The sequence below is a fragment of the gamma proteobacterium SS-5 genome (assembly GCA_009497875.2).
GTDB lineage: Bacteria > Pseudomonadota > Gammaproteobacteria > Chromatiales > Chromatiaceae > Magnetovirga > Magnetovirga frankeli.
In genome coordinates this window covers 2394069-2411279 of record CP032508.2, presented here as the reverse complement: position 1 = coordinate 2411279, position 17211 = coordinate 2394069, and the positions used below count along the sequence as shown (strand labels likewise).

The 17211-nt window shown below is 62.9% G+C and carries 13 protein-coding genes; 9 read left to right on the top strand and 4 right to left on the bottom strand.

What is annotated here, in order from left to right; genetic code table 11:
- Nucleotides 1–76: 76 nt before the first annotated feature.
- From D5125_16180 to D5125_16170, 3 genes are all read right to left on the bottom strand, one after another.
- Entirely contained in the window at nucleotides 77–1864 is a 1788-nt protein-coding gene (locus tag D5125_16180; GenBank protein ID QFY90871.1) for a VWA domain-containing protein, read from the bottom strand.
- A 197-nt stretch (nucleotides 1865–2061) separates the two neighbouring features.
- Entirely contained in the window at nucleotides 2062–5604 is a 3543-nt protein-coding gene (locus D5125_16175; protein ID QFY90870.1) for a DUF4062 domain-containing protein, read from the bottom strand.
- Between the two features lie 629 nt (nucleotides 5605–6233).
- Nucleotides 6234–8057 carry a hypothetical protein gene (locus tag D5125_16170; GenBank protein ID QFY90869.1) on the bottom strand — a complete coding sequence of 608 codons (1824 nt, stop codon included), beginning with the start codon at nucleotides 8055–8057 and terminating at the stop codon, nucleotides 6234–6236.
- Between the two features lie 305 nt (nucleotides 8058–8362).
- Between D5125_16170 and D5125_16165 the strand changes: the two genes are divergently transcribed.
- On the top strand, nucleotides 8363–9049 hold the full coding sequence (locus D5125_16165) for a zinc metallopeptidase (GenBank protein QFY90868.1): 687 nt from the start codon (nucleotides 8363–8365) through the stop codon (nucleotides 9047–9049).
- A 41-nt stretch (nucleotides 9050–9090) separates the two neighbouring features.
- The gene (locus D5125_16160) at nucleotides 9091–10122 is read left to right on the top strand and encodes a tRNA pseudouridine(13) synthase TruD (GenBank protein ID QFY90867.2); all 1032 of its coding nucleotides are present in this window, start codon (nucleotides 9091–9093) and stop codon (nucleotides 10120–10122) included.
- Between the two features lie 202 nt (nucleotides 10123–10324).
- Here D5125_16160 and D5125_16155 read toward each other — a convergent pair whose 3' ends face one another.
- On the bottom strand, nucleotides 10325–11152 hold the full coding sequence (locus D5125_16155) for a hypothetical protein (protein ID QFY90866.2): 828 nt from the start codon (nucleotides 11150–11152) through the stop codon (nucleotides 10325–10327).
- A gap of 398 nt (nucleotides 11153–11550) precedes the next feature.
- Here D5125_16155 and D5125_16150 point away from each other — a divergent pair, with 398 nt between their 5' ends.
- From D5125_16150 to D5125_16125, 7 genes are all read left to right on the top strand, one after another.
- Nucleotides 11551–12888 carry a metallophosphoesterase gene (locus D5125_16150; GenBank protein ID QFY90865.1) on the top strand — a complete coding sequence of 446 codons (1338 nt, stop codon included), beginning with the start codon at nucleotides 11551–11553 and terminating at the stop codon, nucleotides 12886–12888.
- A gap of 9 nt (nucleotides 12889–12897) precedes the next feature.
- The gene (locus D5125_16145; protein QFY90864.1) at nucleotides 12898–13164 is read left to right on the top strand and encodes an amphi-Trp domain-containing protein; all 267 of its coding nucleotides are present in this window, start codon (nucleotides 12898–12900) and stop codon (nucleotides 13162–13164) included.
- Nucleotides 13165–13304: 140 nt separating this feature from the next.
- Complete coding sequence (gene htpX, locus D5125_16140; protein ID QFY90863.1) at nucleotides 13305–14183, top strand: protease HtpX; 879 nt, start codon at nucleotides 13305–13307, stop codon at nucleotides 14181–14183.
- A gap of 26 nt (nucleotides 14184–14209) precedes the next feature.
- Nucleotides 14210–14839 (top strand): hypothetical protein, encoded by a 630-nt coding sequence (locus tag D5125_16135; GenBank protein QFY90862.1) that lies wholly within the window; start codon nucleotides 14210–14212, stop codon nucleotides 14837–14839.
- A gap of 56 nt (nucleotides 14840–14895) precedes the next feature.
- Nucleotides 14896–15258, top strand: coding sequence for a hypothetical protein (locus D5125_17210; protein ID QPB72181.1), 363 nt, complete (start codon nucleotides 14896–14898; stop codon nucleotides 15256–15258).
- Nucleotides 15236–15487 carry a hypothetical protein gene (locus D5125_16130; protein ID QFY90861.1) on the top strand — a complete coding sequence of 84 codons (252 nt, stop codon included), beginning with the start codon at nucleotides 15236–15238 and terminating at the stop codon, nucleotides 15485–15487. The genes D5125_17210 and D5125_16130 overlap by 23 nt, the downstream gene beginning before the upstream one ends.
- A gap of 341 nt (nucleotides 15488–15828) precedes the next feature.
- Complete coding sequence (locus D5125_16125) at nucleotides 15829–16956, top strand: FAD-dependent oxidoreductase (protein QFY90860.1); 1128 nt, start codon at nucleotides 15829–15831, stop codon at nucleotides 16954–16956.
- Nucleotides 16957–17211: the final 255 nt, after the last annotated feature.

Below are 17211 nucleotides of genomic sequence, written 5' to 3'. Positions count from 1 at the left end.
CCAATCTCTCCGGCTTTGCGTTTCCTTCGTGTTCTTTGCGATCCGGTTTTCTGGCTTTACCGGGCCAGGCGGGTTTCTAAGCCTGACTTGGCTGCTGGTGGCTTTCTTGATTCTGCTCTATACGGGTGAGCAGTTCGACCCAGCGCATGCGGCTGCTGATTTCATCGCTGAACTCGTCCAGCAGGACGACGAACTGGCCCTCATCCCGCTTGCGGATTCTGCACCGCCGGAGCAAAAACACCTCATGGCTGGGGTTTAGCCGAATCTGTTGCATCTGACCGCCGCTAAATCCCGGCTGGGCAAAGCGCAGGGCGTGCAGGGAGATGTCCAGCACCGGCGCGCTGCTGGCCTCCTGGCTGCCTGGCTGGCTAGTGGCATCGAGATAGAAAATATCCATTTGCCCCGGCGGTACGGGTACGCGCAGTTCGATGCGGCGATCGAAGCGGTATTTGAACTTCTCCAGCTCCAGCAGCTTGAGTTTGAGCCTGTCGCCTGAGGCCGTGGCGATGCGGATTTCCCGCTCGATGTAGTGCTTGGCGCTTTCCAGGGAGCTGCTGGCGAGCAGGCCCATCTGTTGGCGCACCGAGTCCAGATAGAGGGGTTCGTCGAGCAGGCTGAAGCGGGGTTGCTTCCGCTCCCAGACGCGGCGGCGCTGGATGCGCTGGGCCAGTGCCAGGCTCAAGAGCAGCAGCAGGGCCAGGGGCCAGAATTGCGTTGGCGGCAGGCCGAGCAGGTTGCGCTGCAGCAGGTCGATTAGGCGCAGGGGCTCGGGCGCTGGGGCGGGCTCCAGCACCAAGGGCGGCGGCTTCATTGGCTCAGGGGCTGGCGAAGGCTCTGGTTCCGGCTCCGGTTCAGGCAGCGGCTCTGGTTCTGGCTCAGGCTCTGGTTCTGGCGGAGGTTCGGGCTTGGGTTCAGGTTCGGGTTCTGGCAAGGGCTCGGGTTCCGGCAATGGTTCCAGCACTGGCGCCGCTTCCTCCAGCAGGTCCACCCGGCTGGCGTGGTCCTCCGGCAGGCCCTGTTGCAGGATTTCGCTGGCGCGTTGCTGCAGGCGCAGCAGGGCCTGGCGAATATTCTCCTGCATCTGCGCTGGCTCCGATGCCTGATCCAGCGCCGCAATGCTCAGACTGCTGGCCTGGGCCTGCTTGGCCAACTGGGGCAGCAGGCTGGCCGCTTCGCCCAGATCGACGAAGGTCAGGCGCTCGCCGCCCTGTTGCGCCAGCCGCGCCAGGGCCTGTTGGATCAGCTCACGGTTGCGCGCCTCATAGGCGGGGTTGAGCCGATCGTGCAGGCGAAAATCACTCAGACCGCTGGTCTTGAGGCGGGCGTATTCGGCGTTTAGTTCGGCGTAGCGGTCATCGGCGAGGATCTCCGGGTTGAGGTAGCGCAGCTTGCGGTCCCAGATGTCCTCCTTGCCGTCGCTGACCATCAGCGCCAGGGCGAGGGGGCGCGGGTAATCGGCCAGGTAGCGCAGGGCCGGTTCAAAGTCGGTGACCTTGCCGCGCAGGGGGATCTGCTCGATGAGTTGGCGCAGGGCGCTGCGCTCGGGCTGTTCACCCACCTGCAGATGCAGATGCTCGATCACCCGCTCATCGAAGCCCGCCAGCAGGATGGGGTTGCTCAGGCCGAAGGTGTTGATCAGGGTGAACAGCAGGTGCTCGGCCACCGCCTTGGCGTTGTAGGCGGTCATGGATTGGGATTGATCGAACAGGATCAGCACATCACCCGGCTGCGCCGCCCTTGCCGCCGGCAGCCAGCCGAGGCACAGGCACAGGATGAAGCCGCTGGCGCGGAGGGGAAAGGTTGTAACCCGGATGAAGCGAAGCGCTGTCCTGAGCCTGTCGAAGGGCGGAATCCGGGGAAGCATTGCCCAGAGGCAACCCCGGATTCCGTTGCACTCCATCCGGGCAAGGGGGCTGCATATATGCAGGAGGTAGAACAAAGCAGGATGCCCAAGTCGAGAAACGCGGAGTTTGGATTTTCTCTTTCCTCGCGAATCTTTTTTCAACTCTGCGCCCTCTGCGCTACTTTGCGATCTCTGCGTCCCCCTTTGGCCCAGAACCATCACCGCCGCTCCTGCAGAAAATCCAGCACCCGCTGCAGGTGCTGTTCTGAGGCCTTGAGGCCGAGTCCTTGCGCCAGGCCCAGGGCCTCGCGCAGCAGGGGCCGGGCGCGCCGCCATTGGCTGGGGCGTTTGCTGTTGACCAGCAGGATGGCGTGATTGGCGATGGCCAGCAGCATCCCCTGGGGCTCACCCAGCCGGCGCGCCAGGGCCTGGCTGCGCTGGAGCTTCCAACGGGCACGCCAGCCATGCCCCAGCGCCAGCAGGCACTGGGCCTGCTGTTGCTGGCAATGCAGCAGGGCGGTTTCCTCGCCCAGCTGGTGGCACAGGCGTTCTTGCTCCCTGAGCAGCCTGAGTGCCTGGCGCGGGTCGCCCAGGCGGCGGCAGAGCTGGCCTCGGCTGGCAAGGAGTTTTTGCAGCTCGGCCGGTTGTTGCTGTTGGCGCAGCAGGGGCTCGGCCTCCTGCAGATGGCCTGCGGCCACTGCAAATTCGCCCAGGTCGATCTCCACCGCCGCCAGATTGCTCAGGGCGCTGTAGAGGGACTGCGGATCGGCCTGACGGCGGCGGATCTCCAGGGCTTCTCGCAGCGCCGCCGCTGCCTGCGCAGGCTCGGCCATCTGGCGGCAGATCAGGGCGAAGCTGGAGAGGGCATCGGCCAGGCTGAGGCTGTGCTGCAGTTGTCGGCAGAGGCCAATCTGTTGCAGCACCAGGGCCTTGGCTTTGGCCAAATCACCTTGCTGGATGGCGAGGTTGGCCTCGCCGCCGAGCACCCGCTGCAGGCCATCCAGACTGTGGATTTCTTCACACAGCTCGCGGGCGCTGGCCAGCAGGGCGGCGGCCTGGCCTTGCTCACCGGCGGCAAGCGCCAACAGGGCCTGCTGGCCGAGAATGTTTTGCAGGGCATCGCGGTTACCCAGGCGCCGGGCGATGGCCTCGGCCTCGGCATAGCGGGTTTTGGCTTGATCGAATTGGGCCTGCTGGAAACAGATGCCCGCCTGATGGGCCAGGGCCAGCTGCAGGGCATCGGGATACTGCAACTGACGGCAGAGCTGCTCCTGTTGCTGATACAGGGCCATTGCCTCGGTCAGGCGTCCCTGCTGTTGCAGGATCGCCGCCTGATTGCCCAGGGCCAGCTGCAGGCCGTCGCGCTGCTGCAGCTGGCGGCAGAGTTGTTCCTTCTCCTGGTACAGCACCATGGCCTGGCTCAGTTGCGCCTGCTGTTCGAGCAGGTGCGCCCGGTTGCCCAGGGCACGCTGCAGGCTATCCAGGTCCTGCTGCTGTCGGGCCAGCTGTTCCAGCTCCTGATACTGCGCCAGTGCCCCGTCCAGATCGCCCTGGCTGGCGAGCAGATTGGCCTGATTGCCCAGGGCGCGGGCGAGATTGCGCCAATCATTGGTCTGGCGATACTCCGCCACCAGGGCCTGCAGCAGGGGCGCGGCCTCCTGGGCGTAACCGGACTCCAGCAGCAGTTGCGCCAGCTCGGCCTTGGCCGGGCCGCAGCGCTCCACATCCGCCAGCAAGGGCTGGTAGCTGGGCAGCAGGCGCTGGTCGCTGTGGGCCTCGATCTGCGCCCAGCAGGCCTTGACTTCCAGGGGATTGCGCCGCCACAGCGCAGCCAGGGCCCTGGGTTGGGCGAGCAGTTGTGCAAGCCCAAGCCAATCGCCCCCTTGCCAGAGTTGCCAGCTGAGTTCTTCCAGCTGGCGCTGGCTGTGCTTCTGGCGGGCAAAATAGGCCGCCAGCCGGGCATGGGCCTGGCGCTGGTCCTGGGTCTGGTTCTGATCCTGATCCTGGCCTTGGTCGGCGGCATCGGCCAGATAGCGCTGCTGCACCGCTTGACGCAGGGCATCCTGGGCAAAATCCAGCAGGCCGGCGCGATTGACCAAGGAACCGCTGAGGGCGCTGGCCAGGGGTGCCCAGTGGCTGTAGGCCAGGGGTTCGCCGGCCTCGCCCAGCAGTTCGAGCAATTCCAGCTCGCTCAGGCCCTGACGTGCGGCCCAGAGGGCGCGCATCAGGTCCGCTACCAATTCGGGACGTGGCTGGGCATAGTCCTGCTCCAGCCGCTGCAGCAGTTGGTCATAGAGGCAGTCGTGGCTCTGGCAGGCCAGGTAGTCGGCCATTTTGCGGTTAAGCAATTCAAAGGTTCCGAACAGGCGCAGCTCATCCAGCAGGATGCGCAGAAACAAGGGGTTGCGTGCCGGTGGGTGCTGGAGGATGCGTTCGGTCTGGGCCGCATCCAGCTTCTTGCCGAAGCTGGCCAGGTGGCGCTGAATCAGCTGCGTCATCTCCGCTGGTTCGAGCGGACCAAGCTCAAGACGCTGCAGGTCCGGCCTGTCTTGCAGGGGCTCCAGATCGGCGCTGCTGGTGGAAAGCAGCAGCTGGACACTGGGTGGTAGTTGCGCGGGCAGCCAATCCAGAGGCAGCTGATCCGCCTCCGCCTGCAGCCGTTCGATGCCGTCGATCACCCAGAGCAGCTGGCCGCGCCCCTCCACCCGCGCCAGCCACTGGCTCAGACCTTGGCGAATCGCCTCGGCGGTCTCCGGCACGGGCTGGTTCTGCCGCTCTTCCTCGCTCAGAAAACGCTCGTGGATGAAGCCGATGAGCCGCTGCATCAGCGCCAGGGGTTGGCTGCTCTCCGGCGTGGCACCGACATAGTGGAACAGCTGCCGGGGGTTACTGGCGGCTTGCGGCCACTGGACTTGCTGGGCCCAGTGTGCCAGCAGGGCAGATTTGCCGCTGCCGCTGGCACCGCTCAGCAGCAGGATCGGCTGGTCACCGGCGAGAAAACCGTCCAGCCGCTGCAGCAGCTCGGGCCGTGGCACATGGCTGGTGAGGCGCTGTTCGGCAAAGGCCTGGTGCGCCAGCTCCTGGCGCTGCGCGGGGCTTAGGGTCTGCTGCTCGGGAAAGCGCTGGTCGCACAGCCGCCAGAGATCGGCGAGGATCATCTGCCCCAGGCTCTGGGCATCCGCGTAGTCCTGGCGCAGGGCATAGCCCCGTTGCTGGATGCGCTGCTTCAGCTGCGCCAGCTTGGCTTGGTGCTCGGGTGGTTCCGGGCAATAGCACGGTTCCGCCGCCAGGGCCTGTTCGACCTGGGCGGAGGCGGCGGCACTGCGGAAGTAGAACAGGGCGGTCTCTTCCACCAAGGGCTGGCCCAGGGCGGCGTATTCCATCTCCAGCTCGGTGGCACTCTTGCCGGCGACCTGGCTCAGGCCGAAATCCCGCTGCAGGGCGGCCTCGTCGATCTGCCCCGGGCCGATCTCAGGCACCCAGCCGTAGCGCTCGCCGAGCAGGCCGATGAAAAAGGGCCGGCAGCGGTCGATCTGCTCCAGACAGAGCCGCAGCACATCGCCGCGCTGGGCCTCTTCGGCAGTAATGCCCCAACGCAGATCGATGGGCAACAGCTGCACCTGGCGGTCGCTCAGGCGCCGCTGCAGCTCGGGAAACACCTGCTTGATCAGCTCCTCCCGCTCGGCGGCCATGTCGCGAAAGGTGGAGGAGATAAACAGCCGCAGGATACGCGGGTTTGCCTGTTTGTTAGTGGGGGTCATGGGATATTCATGATCGAAAATTCAGGACGCAGAGGACGCAAAGAAGCGCAAAGGACGCAGAGTTTATTTTTGTGGGTCGATGATTGCTGTCGAGTTCCGCTATTACGAGGGAGGAATATCACTGCGCTTTTCCGTCTAGAACTTTGCTGATTACCCATGTATCTCAGCCATGATCTTGGTTGGCCGTGCAGCAAGCTGCCCTTCCACCACCCGGTCACGGGCCGACCTAGCCGACCGGCTGAGCTTCGTAGGTAATCAGGAGAACTTTTCTCTACTCCGCGTTCTTTGCGCTCCTTTGCGCCCTCTGCGTCCTGCTTTTACTGTGAAACAACATGGCCGCCTGTCAATCTGGGAGCTCCGAGCCCCGGAAATTCCGATCTGATGCTCGGAGGGGCAAAGGGTAGCCGTGGCCCTGCCCAGCAGCAACCCCGGATTCCGCCCTTCGACTGGCCCTTCGGCAGGCTCAGGACGCCGCTCAGGACATCGCTTCGCTGCATCCAGGCTACTTCTTCCTCATTCTTCTCTGCGTCCTTTGCGCTTCTTTGCGTCCTCTGCGTCCCATTGATTAGAAGATGTTTCATGTTCCGGGGTGGCCGCCTCGCCCCATGATCGTTGTAGTCTATCCGCCTTCATCGCTGCTGCTCGGACTTACGCCGGATGGCATAGACCGGCTCGCTGCCGAAGGCCTTGGCGAAGGAGAGGGCGCCGAGGTATTCGCAGTGGAACTCGCTCTGGCCCTGTTCGGCCTGCTCGGCAATCAGCAGGGCGGCAAATTGCTCGGTGGCGAACACCCGGCCGCCCTCGGTGATGGGCTCCAGGCGGGCGGTGCGGTTGACGTGAAAACCATAAAAATTTTGCTTGCCGGTGATCTGGTCCTGCATCTCGAAAACCGGGCCGGCGTTGAGGGCAATGCGGATGCCGATGGGCGTATCCAGCTCGGTACAGTTGTCGGACTCCTCCCGCACCGCATCGCTCAGGGTCAGGGCGTAGGTGGCAATCTGGCAGGCATTGTCCATCACCGCGAAGATGGCATCGCCCCAGGTGTTGAGAAAGGCATCGGCTGGGGTCACCGGCCGCAGGCGCTGGCTGACCTCGGCGAGCAGTTGGTTGACGAAGACCGGCGCCTGTTCATCGCGCAGCTTGCTGAAGCCGACGAAATCGGCAAACAGCAGGGCCTTGATCTGGCGGCTGTAACCCTGTCTTTCTGGCTGGGCGGCTGGGGTCTCTGGCACCTGGGTCGGAATTGTCGAGATGGCCGGCAGTGGGGTGCTGGCGCGCAGAGTCGCCAGGTCGATCCGATGCAGGCGCTCGGCAAAGGGCCAGCTGCTGACAAAGCTCAGGGCGCCGCCGGTTTTGCTCCTGCTCGCCCCATCCACCAGGGCGAGCAGGCTGGGCTGGGTGGCGAGCAGTTCGGCGCGCAGCAGGGCGTAGCCGGAGATGATCCGATTGGTATAGGCAAACAGCAGGTCATCCTGCAGATACAGCTCGCGGGTGGCATAGCGCAGATTGGCCTGGGGCAGCAGCCGCTGCAGACGCTCCACCCAGTGATCACCGGCGAAGGCGACACTGGTGCGGATGAACTCATCGAGATTGAACGGCAGCACCAGATTGAGCTCGCCACCCCGGGCCAGCAGGCGCTCGGCAAACAGGATGTCGGCACCGCAGGCGGCCGAGCCAAAGCCGATGCGCGCATCCAGGCGCTCAAGCTCGGCGTCCATCGCCGCGCTGACTGCAGGCTCCAGCGCGGCGGGAAATCGCGGCGGCTGCCGCTCCGGGGCATCGATCATGTGACCGGTAAAGATCAGCAGGGTCGGCGGTTTGAGCCAGTCAAACAGCTCAGCGGGCACCTCGATGCCATGGTTCGCCATCAACTGCAGCTGTTGCAGCGAAGACACGCGCAGGGAATAGCGCCGACCGGCATGGGCGATGGCCTCGCCATAGGCCGCCAGGGCCGCTTCGGGCTGATCGAGCAGCAACAACGCCTCACCCAGAGAGGCCAGCGCCCAGTAAGGATTGGCCTCCTGCGCCTGACGGCAGAGGGCCACCACCTGTTGCGCCAGACTCTCCGCCAGCACATGCTCGCCGAGGATGCGCGACAGGGTGGCGGCATTGATCAGGGTGTAATAGCCGCCGCTGGCCTGACCGCGCAAATAGGCATCACGGGCACGCCGGGCATCGGCAGGATCGCCGGTCTGCAGCCAGCGATTCTTGTAGATGCGCGCCAGCAGGCCGATGCTCTCCTCATCGCTGGGATTTTGCCCGGCCAGCGGCCCCAGCAACTGCTCGGCACGGCGCTCAGCCCCGACCCGAATCAGGCCCTTGGCCGCCAGTTGTTGCAGCAGGCGATCCTTCGGCCAGCTATCCAGCGCTGGCAGCAGCAGGTCCAGGGCCAGAAAATACTGACCGCTATCGAGCAGTTGATTGGCTTGGCTGATCAGGCTGGATTTTTTCATCGGCGAATTCTACCTTGGATCGCCGCAGCCTTCGCCCAGCAAAACTGGCCGTGCAGAGCAGTTGGCCACATAATTACTGTGAAACAACACTGGGGTTTGCCACTCTTCCTGGGAGCTCCGAGCGCTGGCTCGGAGGTGCAACGGGGTAGCCCTGCCCAGCGGCAACCCCGGATTCCGCTTCGCTGCATCCGGGCTACGGGGCTGTCGAGTCCCGAACCCCGAGTCCCGAAGCGGCCAGGAGATGTTTCATGTTCCGGGGTGGTGCTGCTCGCTCCATGTCCGTTAGTGTATTTGGGACCTGAATAATGCTTTGGCTTGTCCTGCTTGGGCTGCTTGGCCTGCTGATTCTGGGGCCGCAGCTTTGGGTGCGCTGGGTGTTGAATCGCTATAACCAGCGGCCTGAGCCTAATTTTCCCGGCAGTGGCGGCGAGCTGGCGCGGCATTTGCTCGGGCGGTTTCAGCTGGATCAGGTGGCGGTGGAGGTGACGGATCGGGGAGATCACTATGATCCCGCGAGCAAGGCGGTGCGCCTGAGTGCCGACAATCTCTCCGGCCGAACGCTGACCGCCATAGCCACTGCGGCCCATGAGGTGGGCCATGCGCTGCAGGATGCGGCGGGCTATACCCCGTTCCGGCTCAGGCAGCGGCTGGTGACTCTGGCCTTGCTGGCGCAACAGCTGGGCTCCTTTATGCTGTTCATCGCGCCGCTGCTGGCGGTGCTATCGCGCGCGCCGGTGGTGGGGTTGCTCACCGCCCTCGGTGCCTTGCTGGTGATGACGGCCAATCTCGCCGTGCACCTGCTGACCTTGCCGGTGGAGCTGAACGCCAGCTTTCAGCGGGCGCTGCCGATGTTGCTGCAGGGCAACTACATCAGCCCGCAGCAGGAACCTGCGGTGCGCAGCATTCTGCGCGCCTGCGCCCTGTCCTATGTGGCGGCGGCCGCGGCCAATCTGCTCAATTTCTGGTATTGGATGCGGTTGCTGAGAAGATGATCGCCCGGCCTTTCTGGCTTTTTTGATACAGGATGACCCTAGTGCCAAACGACACTCTGCCCAACTGGCCGCGGGCCTTTGCCGGGCCTGCCGGTAAGGCGCTGGTGAAGACCTGTGCCGAGGATTTCATTGTCGAGGAGCAACTCGGCTTTGCGCCCGAGGGGCAGGGTCAGTTTGTCTGGCTCTGGGTGGAGAAGCGAGGTGCCAATACCGACTGGGTGGCCGCCCGGCTGGCGCAACTGGCCGGGGTGGCGCGGGGGCAGGTGAGCTATGCCGGGCTCAAGGACCGTCATGCCATCACCCGCCAGTGGTTCTGCCTGCCGTTGGCACAGGGCAGGGAGCTGGATGTCTCTGCCCTCGATCCCACTGAGCTGCGCATCCTCACGCAATGCCGTCATCCGCACAGGCTGCGGCGGGGGGATCATCGGGCCAACCGCTTTCTGCTCCGCCTGCGGGATTTCAGCGGGGATCGGGCGCTGGCCGAGCGGATTGTGCAGCAGATCGGCCAGCAGGGCTTTCCCAACTACTTTGGCGAACAGCGCTTTGGCATAGACAACGGCAACCTCAGCGCCGCCCGGCGCTGGTTCAGTGGCGAGACCCGACCACAACGCAAGGAGCAGGGGTTTTATCTGTCGGCGGTGCGCGCCTATCTGTTCAACCAGGTGCTGGCGCGACGGCTGGAGCAGGGCAGTTGGAATCGGCCCCTGGCTGGTGATCTGCTGGAGGTGGCCGAATCCGGCCATTGCTTCCCCATCTCCGAGCCGGATGAGGGCCTGATCCAGCGCTGCGCCAGGGGCGAGCTGTGTCCCACCGGGCCACTCTACGGCGGCGGAGAGCCCAGGCCCAGGTTGCAGGCAGCGCAGTTGGAGGCCGAGGTGCTGGCGGGGCAGGGCCTGTGGACCCAGGGCCTACAGCGCCAGCGCATGGCAAGCGACCGCCGTGCCCTGGTCTGCGTGGTGAAGGACCTGGTCAGTGAATGGTCGGAGAAGGATCTGCAGCTGGGCTTCGAGCTGCCCCCAGGGGCCTACGCCACGGCCCTGCTGCGCGAGCTGCTGCAGCCTGCATCTGCCTAACGGACATGGAGCGGGCGGCATCACTCCGGAACATGAAACATCTCTCGGCTGCTCCGGGGTTCGGGGTTGCCGCTGGGCATGGCCACCCCTATCTCATAGCACCTCCGAGCCAGCGCTCGGCGGCCAGGGGCCGCCCTATGCACTCCAACCCGGCAGCCGTTGCCAAGGGCTGGATGTCAATGAATTGTCGGGCCTGGAGGCCTCAGGAATGCAGCTTGACCAGCCTCAGGCAGTTGGAATAGTCGGTGTATTCGTCGTGGTGCACGTTGGATGGCGGTTGGATGGGTTGGCCGTTGGGGCGGTGCCAGCCGTAGATGGTGACGCGGCCTTGACGCTGGGGGCGGATGATATCCTTCTTGTGACCGGCAACCAGGCGGTAGGAGCGGTTGTTGATCTGTTGTTCGATCATACGGTCGTGCTTGTTGAAATACACCGGCTGGGTCATCAGCGGGCCGGGCTTGAGGGGTTGGGGCTTCAGTTTCAGGTCGGCATGGCGCCAGATGGCGTCCACCATCTCCTTGGTGGGCAGGACAGCGCCATGCTTACGGGCAATTCTCTGTGCCTGTTTCAGGGTCAACGGGGTACGCTTGCCGTCCACCATGTAATAATCGCTGGAGACATAGATATGCTTGCCATTAAAGGGGATCTTGACGTACTTGATGCCGTTGGTGACGATAAAATCGCCCTTTGGCGCACTCGCCGTGGCGCGCTCCGGGCGTTTTTGTCGGGGGCTGTCCGGGGTCTCTGGCTTTATCGGTTTTGCTTTTACAATCCGGTAGTTATCGTATTCGGTTTCCTTCCAGGTGCGCAGTTCAAACGCATCCTCTGTGGTCTGCTCAAGGTCTGGCGCGGTGCGGTTGTTGAGGGTGGCCGGGGCATCCTGTCGGGCCAGTCTCGGCGGGTCGGGGAGTTGGGCTATCGGGTTCGGTAGGGGGGGCTTAGCTGTGTTGCCGTCCTTCAGGCCGAAGTAGTGGATGTTGAGTCCGGTAAGGCCGAGGACAAGCACAAAAAGCAAAGAATATTTAGTCATAATACTGCCTAGCTAAATAGGGTAGAAGCGCCCATCATCCGCTCCGGGATGCACGGACAGGGCTCGCCATCCTGGATTTTGGGTTGATTGGATCAAAAAAGCACAATGCGTGCCATGATACGAATTTCTGGCAACGGCATGGCCCTGGGTCCAAGGAGGGGTGAAGGACCTCGGGATTGCTTGCGAGGCTAGGTCGAAACCTGGCCCGGATGCCGTTGCCTGGTTTCCCGATTTGGATTTGACGGTGCTGTTTGCCGCCGAGTCCGGCAATACTAGCAGGAGTTGATGTTTTTTCAAGATATTCAGGCAAACCCCTGGGCGTGACACTGGCCTGGGCGGCATTCTTCCCGTGAAACCTCGTGGCAGCTGGCGGGCCCCATGATCCTCAGGTCAGCAAGATGAATAAAAAGACACATCCGGGCAAGCTGTTGAACTATCCGGGTCGGCGTTGGCTGCCGTCGGAGCTGCACTTGCCCGATCAGACCATCGACTGGCTTGAGGCCGGGCGGGGTGCCGTGGGCAAGGACCGCTCGGACCATAAATCCCTGGGTCATGGCCTGGAGAAGGCCCTGAGACAGGCCCCCTGGGCCTGGCCCAAGCGGCCGGTGTACTTCTTTGGCGACCCCCATGCCGATGCCGATGCCCTGGTCAACTCACTGGTCGCCGCCGGGGTGGCGAAGAAGACCGGAGCGGGCACTCAGGCGTTCAGGCTGACCCGGCGGGGTAGGGCGTCACTGCTGATTCTGGGCGGGGATTTTCTCGACAAGGGGCCAAGCCTGCTGCGCCTGCTGGATGTATTGCAGCAACTGCGCGCCCAGAGCCCCGAGCTGATCCTGTTGGCGGGCAACCATGACCTGCGTCTGCTGATGGGTATAGGCATACTGGACCGTCCCCGCGACCGGCGCACCGAGCACTTCTTCCTGCGCATGGGGCCAAAGATAGTACCCTTCCTGAAAGAGGTCAGCGATACCTTTCTGCAGCACAAGGGGGCCTTGAAGGGCGTGCCCAGTCACGCCGAGTGCCGTCGTCGCCTCTATCCCAGCGACAAGTGGTTTCGCGATTTTCCCGGCCTGGCCCAGTGGGTGATGCCGGAGGCGACGGTACATAAGGAATTGGACCGCATGGAGAAGAAACTACAGCGTTTCGAGCAGGCCTGCCAGCAGCAAGGGCTGGGCATGCGCCAGGTGTATGCCGCAGCGCACCGGTGTCGGCAGCTTTTTCTGCGCGAGGGCGGGGCCTACCACTGGTTCTATCAGGCCATGCAACTGGCCCATCGGGAGGGGTCTTTTCTGTTCGTCCATGCCGGGGTGGATGATCGCCTGGCCGGCCTGATCGAACGCAGCGGCCTGGACTACATCAACCATCAGTTCAGCGAGCAGGTGGTCAACGACCCCTTTGAGTTTTACTATGGCCCCCTGGCCAACGCACTGCGCACCAAATACCGCAATACCGACATGCCGCTCACCGCCCATGGGGTGAAGCGCCTGCACCGGCTGGGCATCAGCGCCGTGGTGCATGGCCACCGCAATCGCCTGAATGGCCAGCGCCTGATGTTGCGTCAAGGCCTGCCCCATTTCGAGTGCGATACCACCCTGGACTGCCACTCGCGCCGACATGAGGGCCTGCAAGGTCCAGGTGCCGCCGCCACCCTGATCGACCCACAGGGCTTTGTGCTTGGCATCAGCAACGACTATCCGCTTGCCAAGCTGTTCCAACCCCATTTGCCACAGACCTAGGTACTTGTCATGCAACATGAAAAACGCAGCTTTCGGCACGAATCCCTGCACGATGCCGAGGGCATCCAGGCCATCCTGCAGGCCCTGGGCCGGGGGCTGGAGAAGAATCGCCTGAGCTTTTCCGACGAGGAGGGCGAGATCCATCTCGACCCCAATGGCCTGCTCAACCTGAAACTGACCGCCAGCAAGGAGGAAGGCCGTCAGCGCCTCAACCTGCGCATCAGCTGGCAGGTTGAGGACCAGGCAAAGACCAAGAAAAACCTGAAGATCAAATGAGGCCGATAAAAGCGGTCGGTCGGCATTGAACCTCCGCCGCCTTGCCATGATCTTAGGCTTGCAAAATATTCCCGGACGGCCTTAGCGGACCTTCCGCTGCGGCCGTCGAACCCTTGGATTCCAATCGGAGAAACCCAAAGATGCGCATCCTTCTCTTTCTGGCCACCAACGCGGCCATTCTGGTTCTGATCAGTCTGACCTTCCGCCTGCTCGGCATAGATGGCCTGCTGGAGCAGAGCGGCGGCATGGACATGCAGGCCCTGCTGGTGATGTCGGCGGTGATCGGCTTTGGCGGTGCCTTCATCTCCTTGTTCTTATCCAAATGGATGGCCAAGCGCAGCATGGGGGTGCGGCTGATCGAGCACCCCGCCAGCGCCGAGGAGCACTGGCTGCTGGAGACCGTGCGCCAGCAGGCGCAGCGGGCCGGTATCCAGATGCCCGAGGTGGGGATTTTCGACTCCCCCGACCCCAACGCCTTCGCCACGGGTTGGAACCGCAATGCCGCCCTGGTGGCGGTGAGCACCGGCCTGCTGCGTGGCATGAATCGGGATGAGGTGGAGGCCGTGCTCGGCCATGAGGTGAGTCACGTCGCCAATGGTGATATGGTGACCCTGACCCTGATCCAGGGCGTGGTGAATACCTTTGTGGTCTTCCTCGCCCGCCTGTTCGGTCACTTCGTCGATCGGGTGGTGTTGAAAAACGAAAACGGCCACGGTATTGGCTATTTTGTCGCCACTATTGTTGCCGAACTGGTGCTGGCCGTGCTGGCCAGTGTCATCGTCATGTGGTTCTCCCGGCGGCGCGAGTTCCGTGCCGATATCGGCGGCGCGGAGCTGGCCGGTCGGCAGAAGATGATCGCCGCCCTGCAGCGCCTGCAGGCGGCCCACGAGCCCCAGGCCCTGCCCGATGAAATGGCCGCCTTTGGTATCTCGGGTAACCGTTCCCAGGGCTGGAAACGGCTGTTTATGAGCCACCCGCCGCTGGATGAGCGTATCCGCGCCCTGCAGCAGGCCGGATAAACCCACTTAAGAGGAAACAGCCCTTTGTGTCTGCACTGAACCCTTCTGCTCCACTGATCCTGCTGTTGCTTGTCCTGATCGCGCCGGGTCTGGGGGCAGAGGAGGCGCTGGATTTGGAGCACCCGCCCCTGTGCGAGGTGACGGTCTATGCCGACCGGGCCGAGTTCCTGTTCCCCATCCTGGACCTGGACGAGTGGCGCTGGTATCGCAAGGAAAGCCCCGAAGATCAGCTGGAATATGCCTGGGAGGTGATGCTGCCGGCGGACCGGCCCGGTTTTGTCTTCGGCATCTATTTGGCCAAGGGGGCAGGGGCCCTGCAGCAGGACGGCGGCCTGGATGAATTACTGCAACAGACACGCTGGAACGCCGTGCTGCTGGTGAGCGATGAGGCGGGCGATATCACACCTGTGGCCCTACCCAAGACCCAGTTGTCGGCGGAGTTGCGCGAGGGTGGGGTAGTGCTCTCCCTGCTCGGCCGGGAGAGCCTGGACAAGTTCTTTCAGGACCGGCCAACCCAGGCCCGCTTCAACCTGCTCCACCCGGACGAGGTGTTCTCCATCAACTGCCTGGCCGAGGTGATCTACTCCGGCACGGGTTCCAGCCCGCCAGCGGGCCAAGAGCAAAACAATGCCTGGCCCGATCCATTCAGGCCCTGAGCGGCACGCTGCCCGTAACCGAGGGGACTCGACAGGGGGCGAAGACCGAGGATTTGGTGAACCCGTACCGGCCGGAGCCGTATCGGTTGGGGCGGAATGTGGTCAATGCTACAATCGGTCAGATGCAAAAGTCGGCGTATGAAACGGCACTGGACGCGGGAGGACCGCATCGTGGTTGGCTGGAGAAACAGCGAAAACTGAAAACAGTCACGCTTGAAAAGTCAATCAGGACGCTCAAGCGAACCATCGCAAAACATGAGGAGTGGATTGCAAATCCGTATATTAAGTTTCCAACGGACGCAGAAACAGCAAACGTGCGCTATCATCAATTTAAGAAATGGCCAAATGATATTCGTCGGCAGAAAGAACAAATAAACATCATTGAGGGGGTCATAAATGAGCGAATTGACAAAGAATGATGCAGCATTGGCCGTACTTGAAGAGGTTTTGCTGGCTTCCAGGCGTGCAGCCGAACAGGCACAGGATGAGAGCGGAGAGTTTAACGTTGGACTTAAAGCTGCTTACTATGACGTGCTGACCGTTGCCCTAGAACAGGCCGAGTTGTTTGGGCTTGATCCGGCTGAATTTGGCCTGAAAGGATACAATCCGGACGTGTTGCTGCGACCGAATCAGAGCAAAGCCGCCTAACCCTCCACCTCAACCCGCACCGCCATCAGCTTGTAAAGCTCCAGCCGATCCTCATCGGTGATCGTGCCCAGGTAACTTGCTGCGCCAGATGGGCTAATCCTCATGGGCTATGAGAGATGAAAGTGGGCAGGTCGTTACGAGCAGACTTTTATTTTACTGTGAAACTCCTGGCAGCGAACGCGCATACAAGGGCGGGCCGTGCCCACCGCCAAGCCACTGCCATGAGGCTTCCCCTGGCGCGGGTGCGGCGGCCACGGGCTCTCTGGCAGGTCACGCAGCAGGCTGCCCGCCCACCAACCCCAAATCCTGAACCCCGATCTTCTCAGCCAAGGAACCCAAGCATGAATCGAATCAGTATTGTTGGTGCCGGCTTTGCCGCCCTTACCGCCGCTGCCCGGCTGCGCCGGACCGACCCATCGGTCGAGATCAGCCTGATCGCGCCCAAACCGGAGTTTGTCTATCTGCCGGGGATCATCTGGATCCCCAGCGGCAAGCGCAAGGCTGAGGATCTGCGCATCGATCTGCGCCATTTCCTTGGCAAGCACCGGATCAACTACCATCAGGCCAGCGCCATCGGCCTGGAGCAGGGCGGTCGCCTGCTGCTCACTGACCAGGGCGAGGTGGAAAATGATGCCCTGCTGATCGCCAGCGGCGGTCGTTTTATCAAGAAACTGCCCGGCATTGAGCACGCCATTACCCCCTGTGAGGGCATAGCCGCAGCTGAGCAGATCCGTGATCGTCTGGCGCAGATGGATGGCGGCCATATCGCCATGGGCTTTGCCGGTAACCCCAACGAGCCTGCGGCCATGCGCGGCGGACCCATGTTTGAGTTCCTGTTCGGCACCGACAGTATGCTGCGCCAGCAGGGTCGGCGCGAGCGCTTCAACATTCACTTCTTCAGCCCCGCGCCCAAGCCTGGCAACCGACTCGGCCCCAAGGCGGTCAACGGCCTGCTCAGGGAGATGGCCAAACGCGGTATCCAGACCCACCTGGGTCACAAGCTCAAGCAGTTCACTAACCATGCCGTGATTACCGAGGGGGAGACCTTTCCGGCCGATCTGATCCTTTTCATGCCCGGTATGACCGGCAATGCGTGGTTCGACAATACCCAGCTGCCGCGCTCTCCGGGCGGTCTCTTGCAGGCCGATGCCCAGTGCCGCGTATCGGGCTGGTCGCGGGTCTATGTGGCAGGGGACTCCGGCAGCTTTCCCGGCCCTGACTGGATGCCCAAGCAGGCGCACATGGCCGACCTGCAGGCCAAGGCGGCGGCGGACAATATGCTCGCCGAGCTGGCCGGACGCGAACCCAGCCAGGGCTTCAAGATCGAGCTTTTGTGCATTGTCGATAGCCACGACAAGGGCATGCTGGTGGCGCGCACCACCAAGCATAACCTGGTGCTACCGGCCAACCCGGTCTTTCACTGGCTCAAGCGCGGCTTTGAGTGGTGGTATCTGCGTCAGTTTCGCTGAGAAACCGACGTGGATCCTCAAGGACGACTAAAGCACTCTGGGCAATCTGCCCAGATCGCTCTGAAAGGCCGCTTCCAGGTCATCGGCCTCAAGGCAGACAGGGTGCGGGTTTGGGGGCTTCAAGGCCTATCTCTAGGTTCGCATAATGTATATTATGTTAAATCATCCGTATTCAGGTGGGGGTGTCTCAGGAGTCGTCCTTGCGGATGATAATCGGTCTGGTCGGAACCTGTTCCTGCATTCTTGGCTTTGATC

What these genes read in the sequence shown, in the direction of transcription:
- D5125_16130 (QFY90861.1), top strand. Translation starts at nt 15,236, where the DNA reads ATGAGCGAATTGACAAAGAATGATGCAGCATTGGCCGTACTTGAAGAG.
- D5125_16175 (QFY90870.1), bottom strand. Translation starts at nt 5,604, where the DNA reads ATGACCCCCACTAACAAACAGGCAAACCCGCGTATCCTGCGGCTGTTT.
- D5125_16170 (QFY90869.1), bottom strand. Translation starts at nt 8,057, where the DNA reads ATGAAAAAATCCAGCCTGATCAGCCAAGCCAATCAACTGCTCGATAGC.
- htpX (QFY90863.1), top strand. Translation starts at nt 13,305, where the DNA reads ATGCGCATCCTTCTCTTTCTGGCCACCAACGCGGCCATTCTGGTTCTG.
- D5125_16150 (QFY90865.1), top strand. Translation starts at nt 11,551, where the DNA reads ATGAATAAAAAGACACATCCGGGCAAGCTGTTGAACTATCCGGGTCGG.
- D5125_16145 (QFY90864.1), top strand. Translation starts at nt 12,898, where the DNA reads ATGCAACATGAAAAACGCAGCTTTCGGCACGAATCCCTGCACGATGCC.
- D5125_16125 (QFY90860.1), top strand. Translation starts at nt 15,829, where the DNA reads ATGAATCGAATCAGTATTGTTGGTGCCGGCTTTGCCGCCCTTACCGCC.
- D5125_16180 (QFY90871.1), bottom strand. Translation starts at nt 1,864, where the DNA reads ATGCTTCCCCGGATTCCGCCCTTCGACAGGCTCAGGACAGCGCTTCGC.
- D5125_16155 (QFY90866.2), bottom strand. Translation starts at nt 11,152, where the DNA reads ATGACTAAATATTCTTTGCTTTTTGTGCTTGTCCTCGGCCTTACCGGA.
- D5125_16165 (QFY90868.1), top strand. Translation starts at nt 8,363, where the DNA reads ATGCTTTGGCTTGTCCTGCTTGGGCTGCTTGGCCTGCTGATTCTGGGG.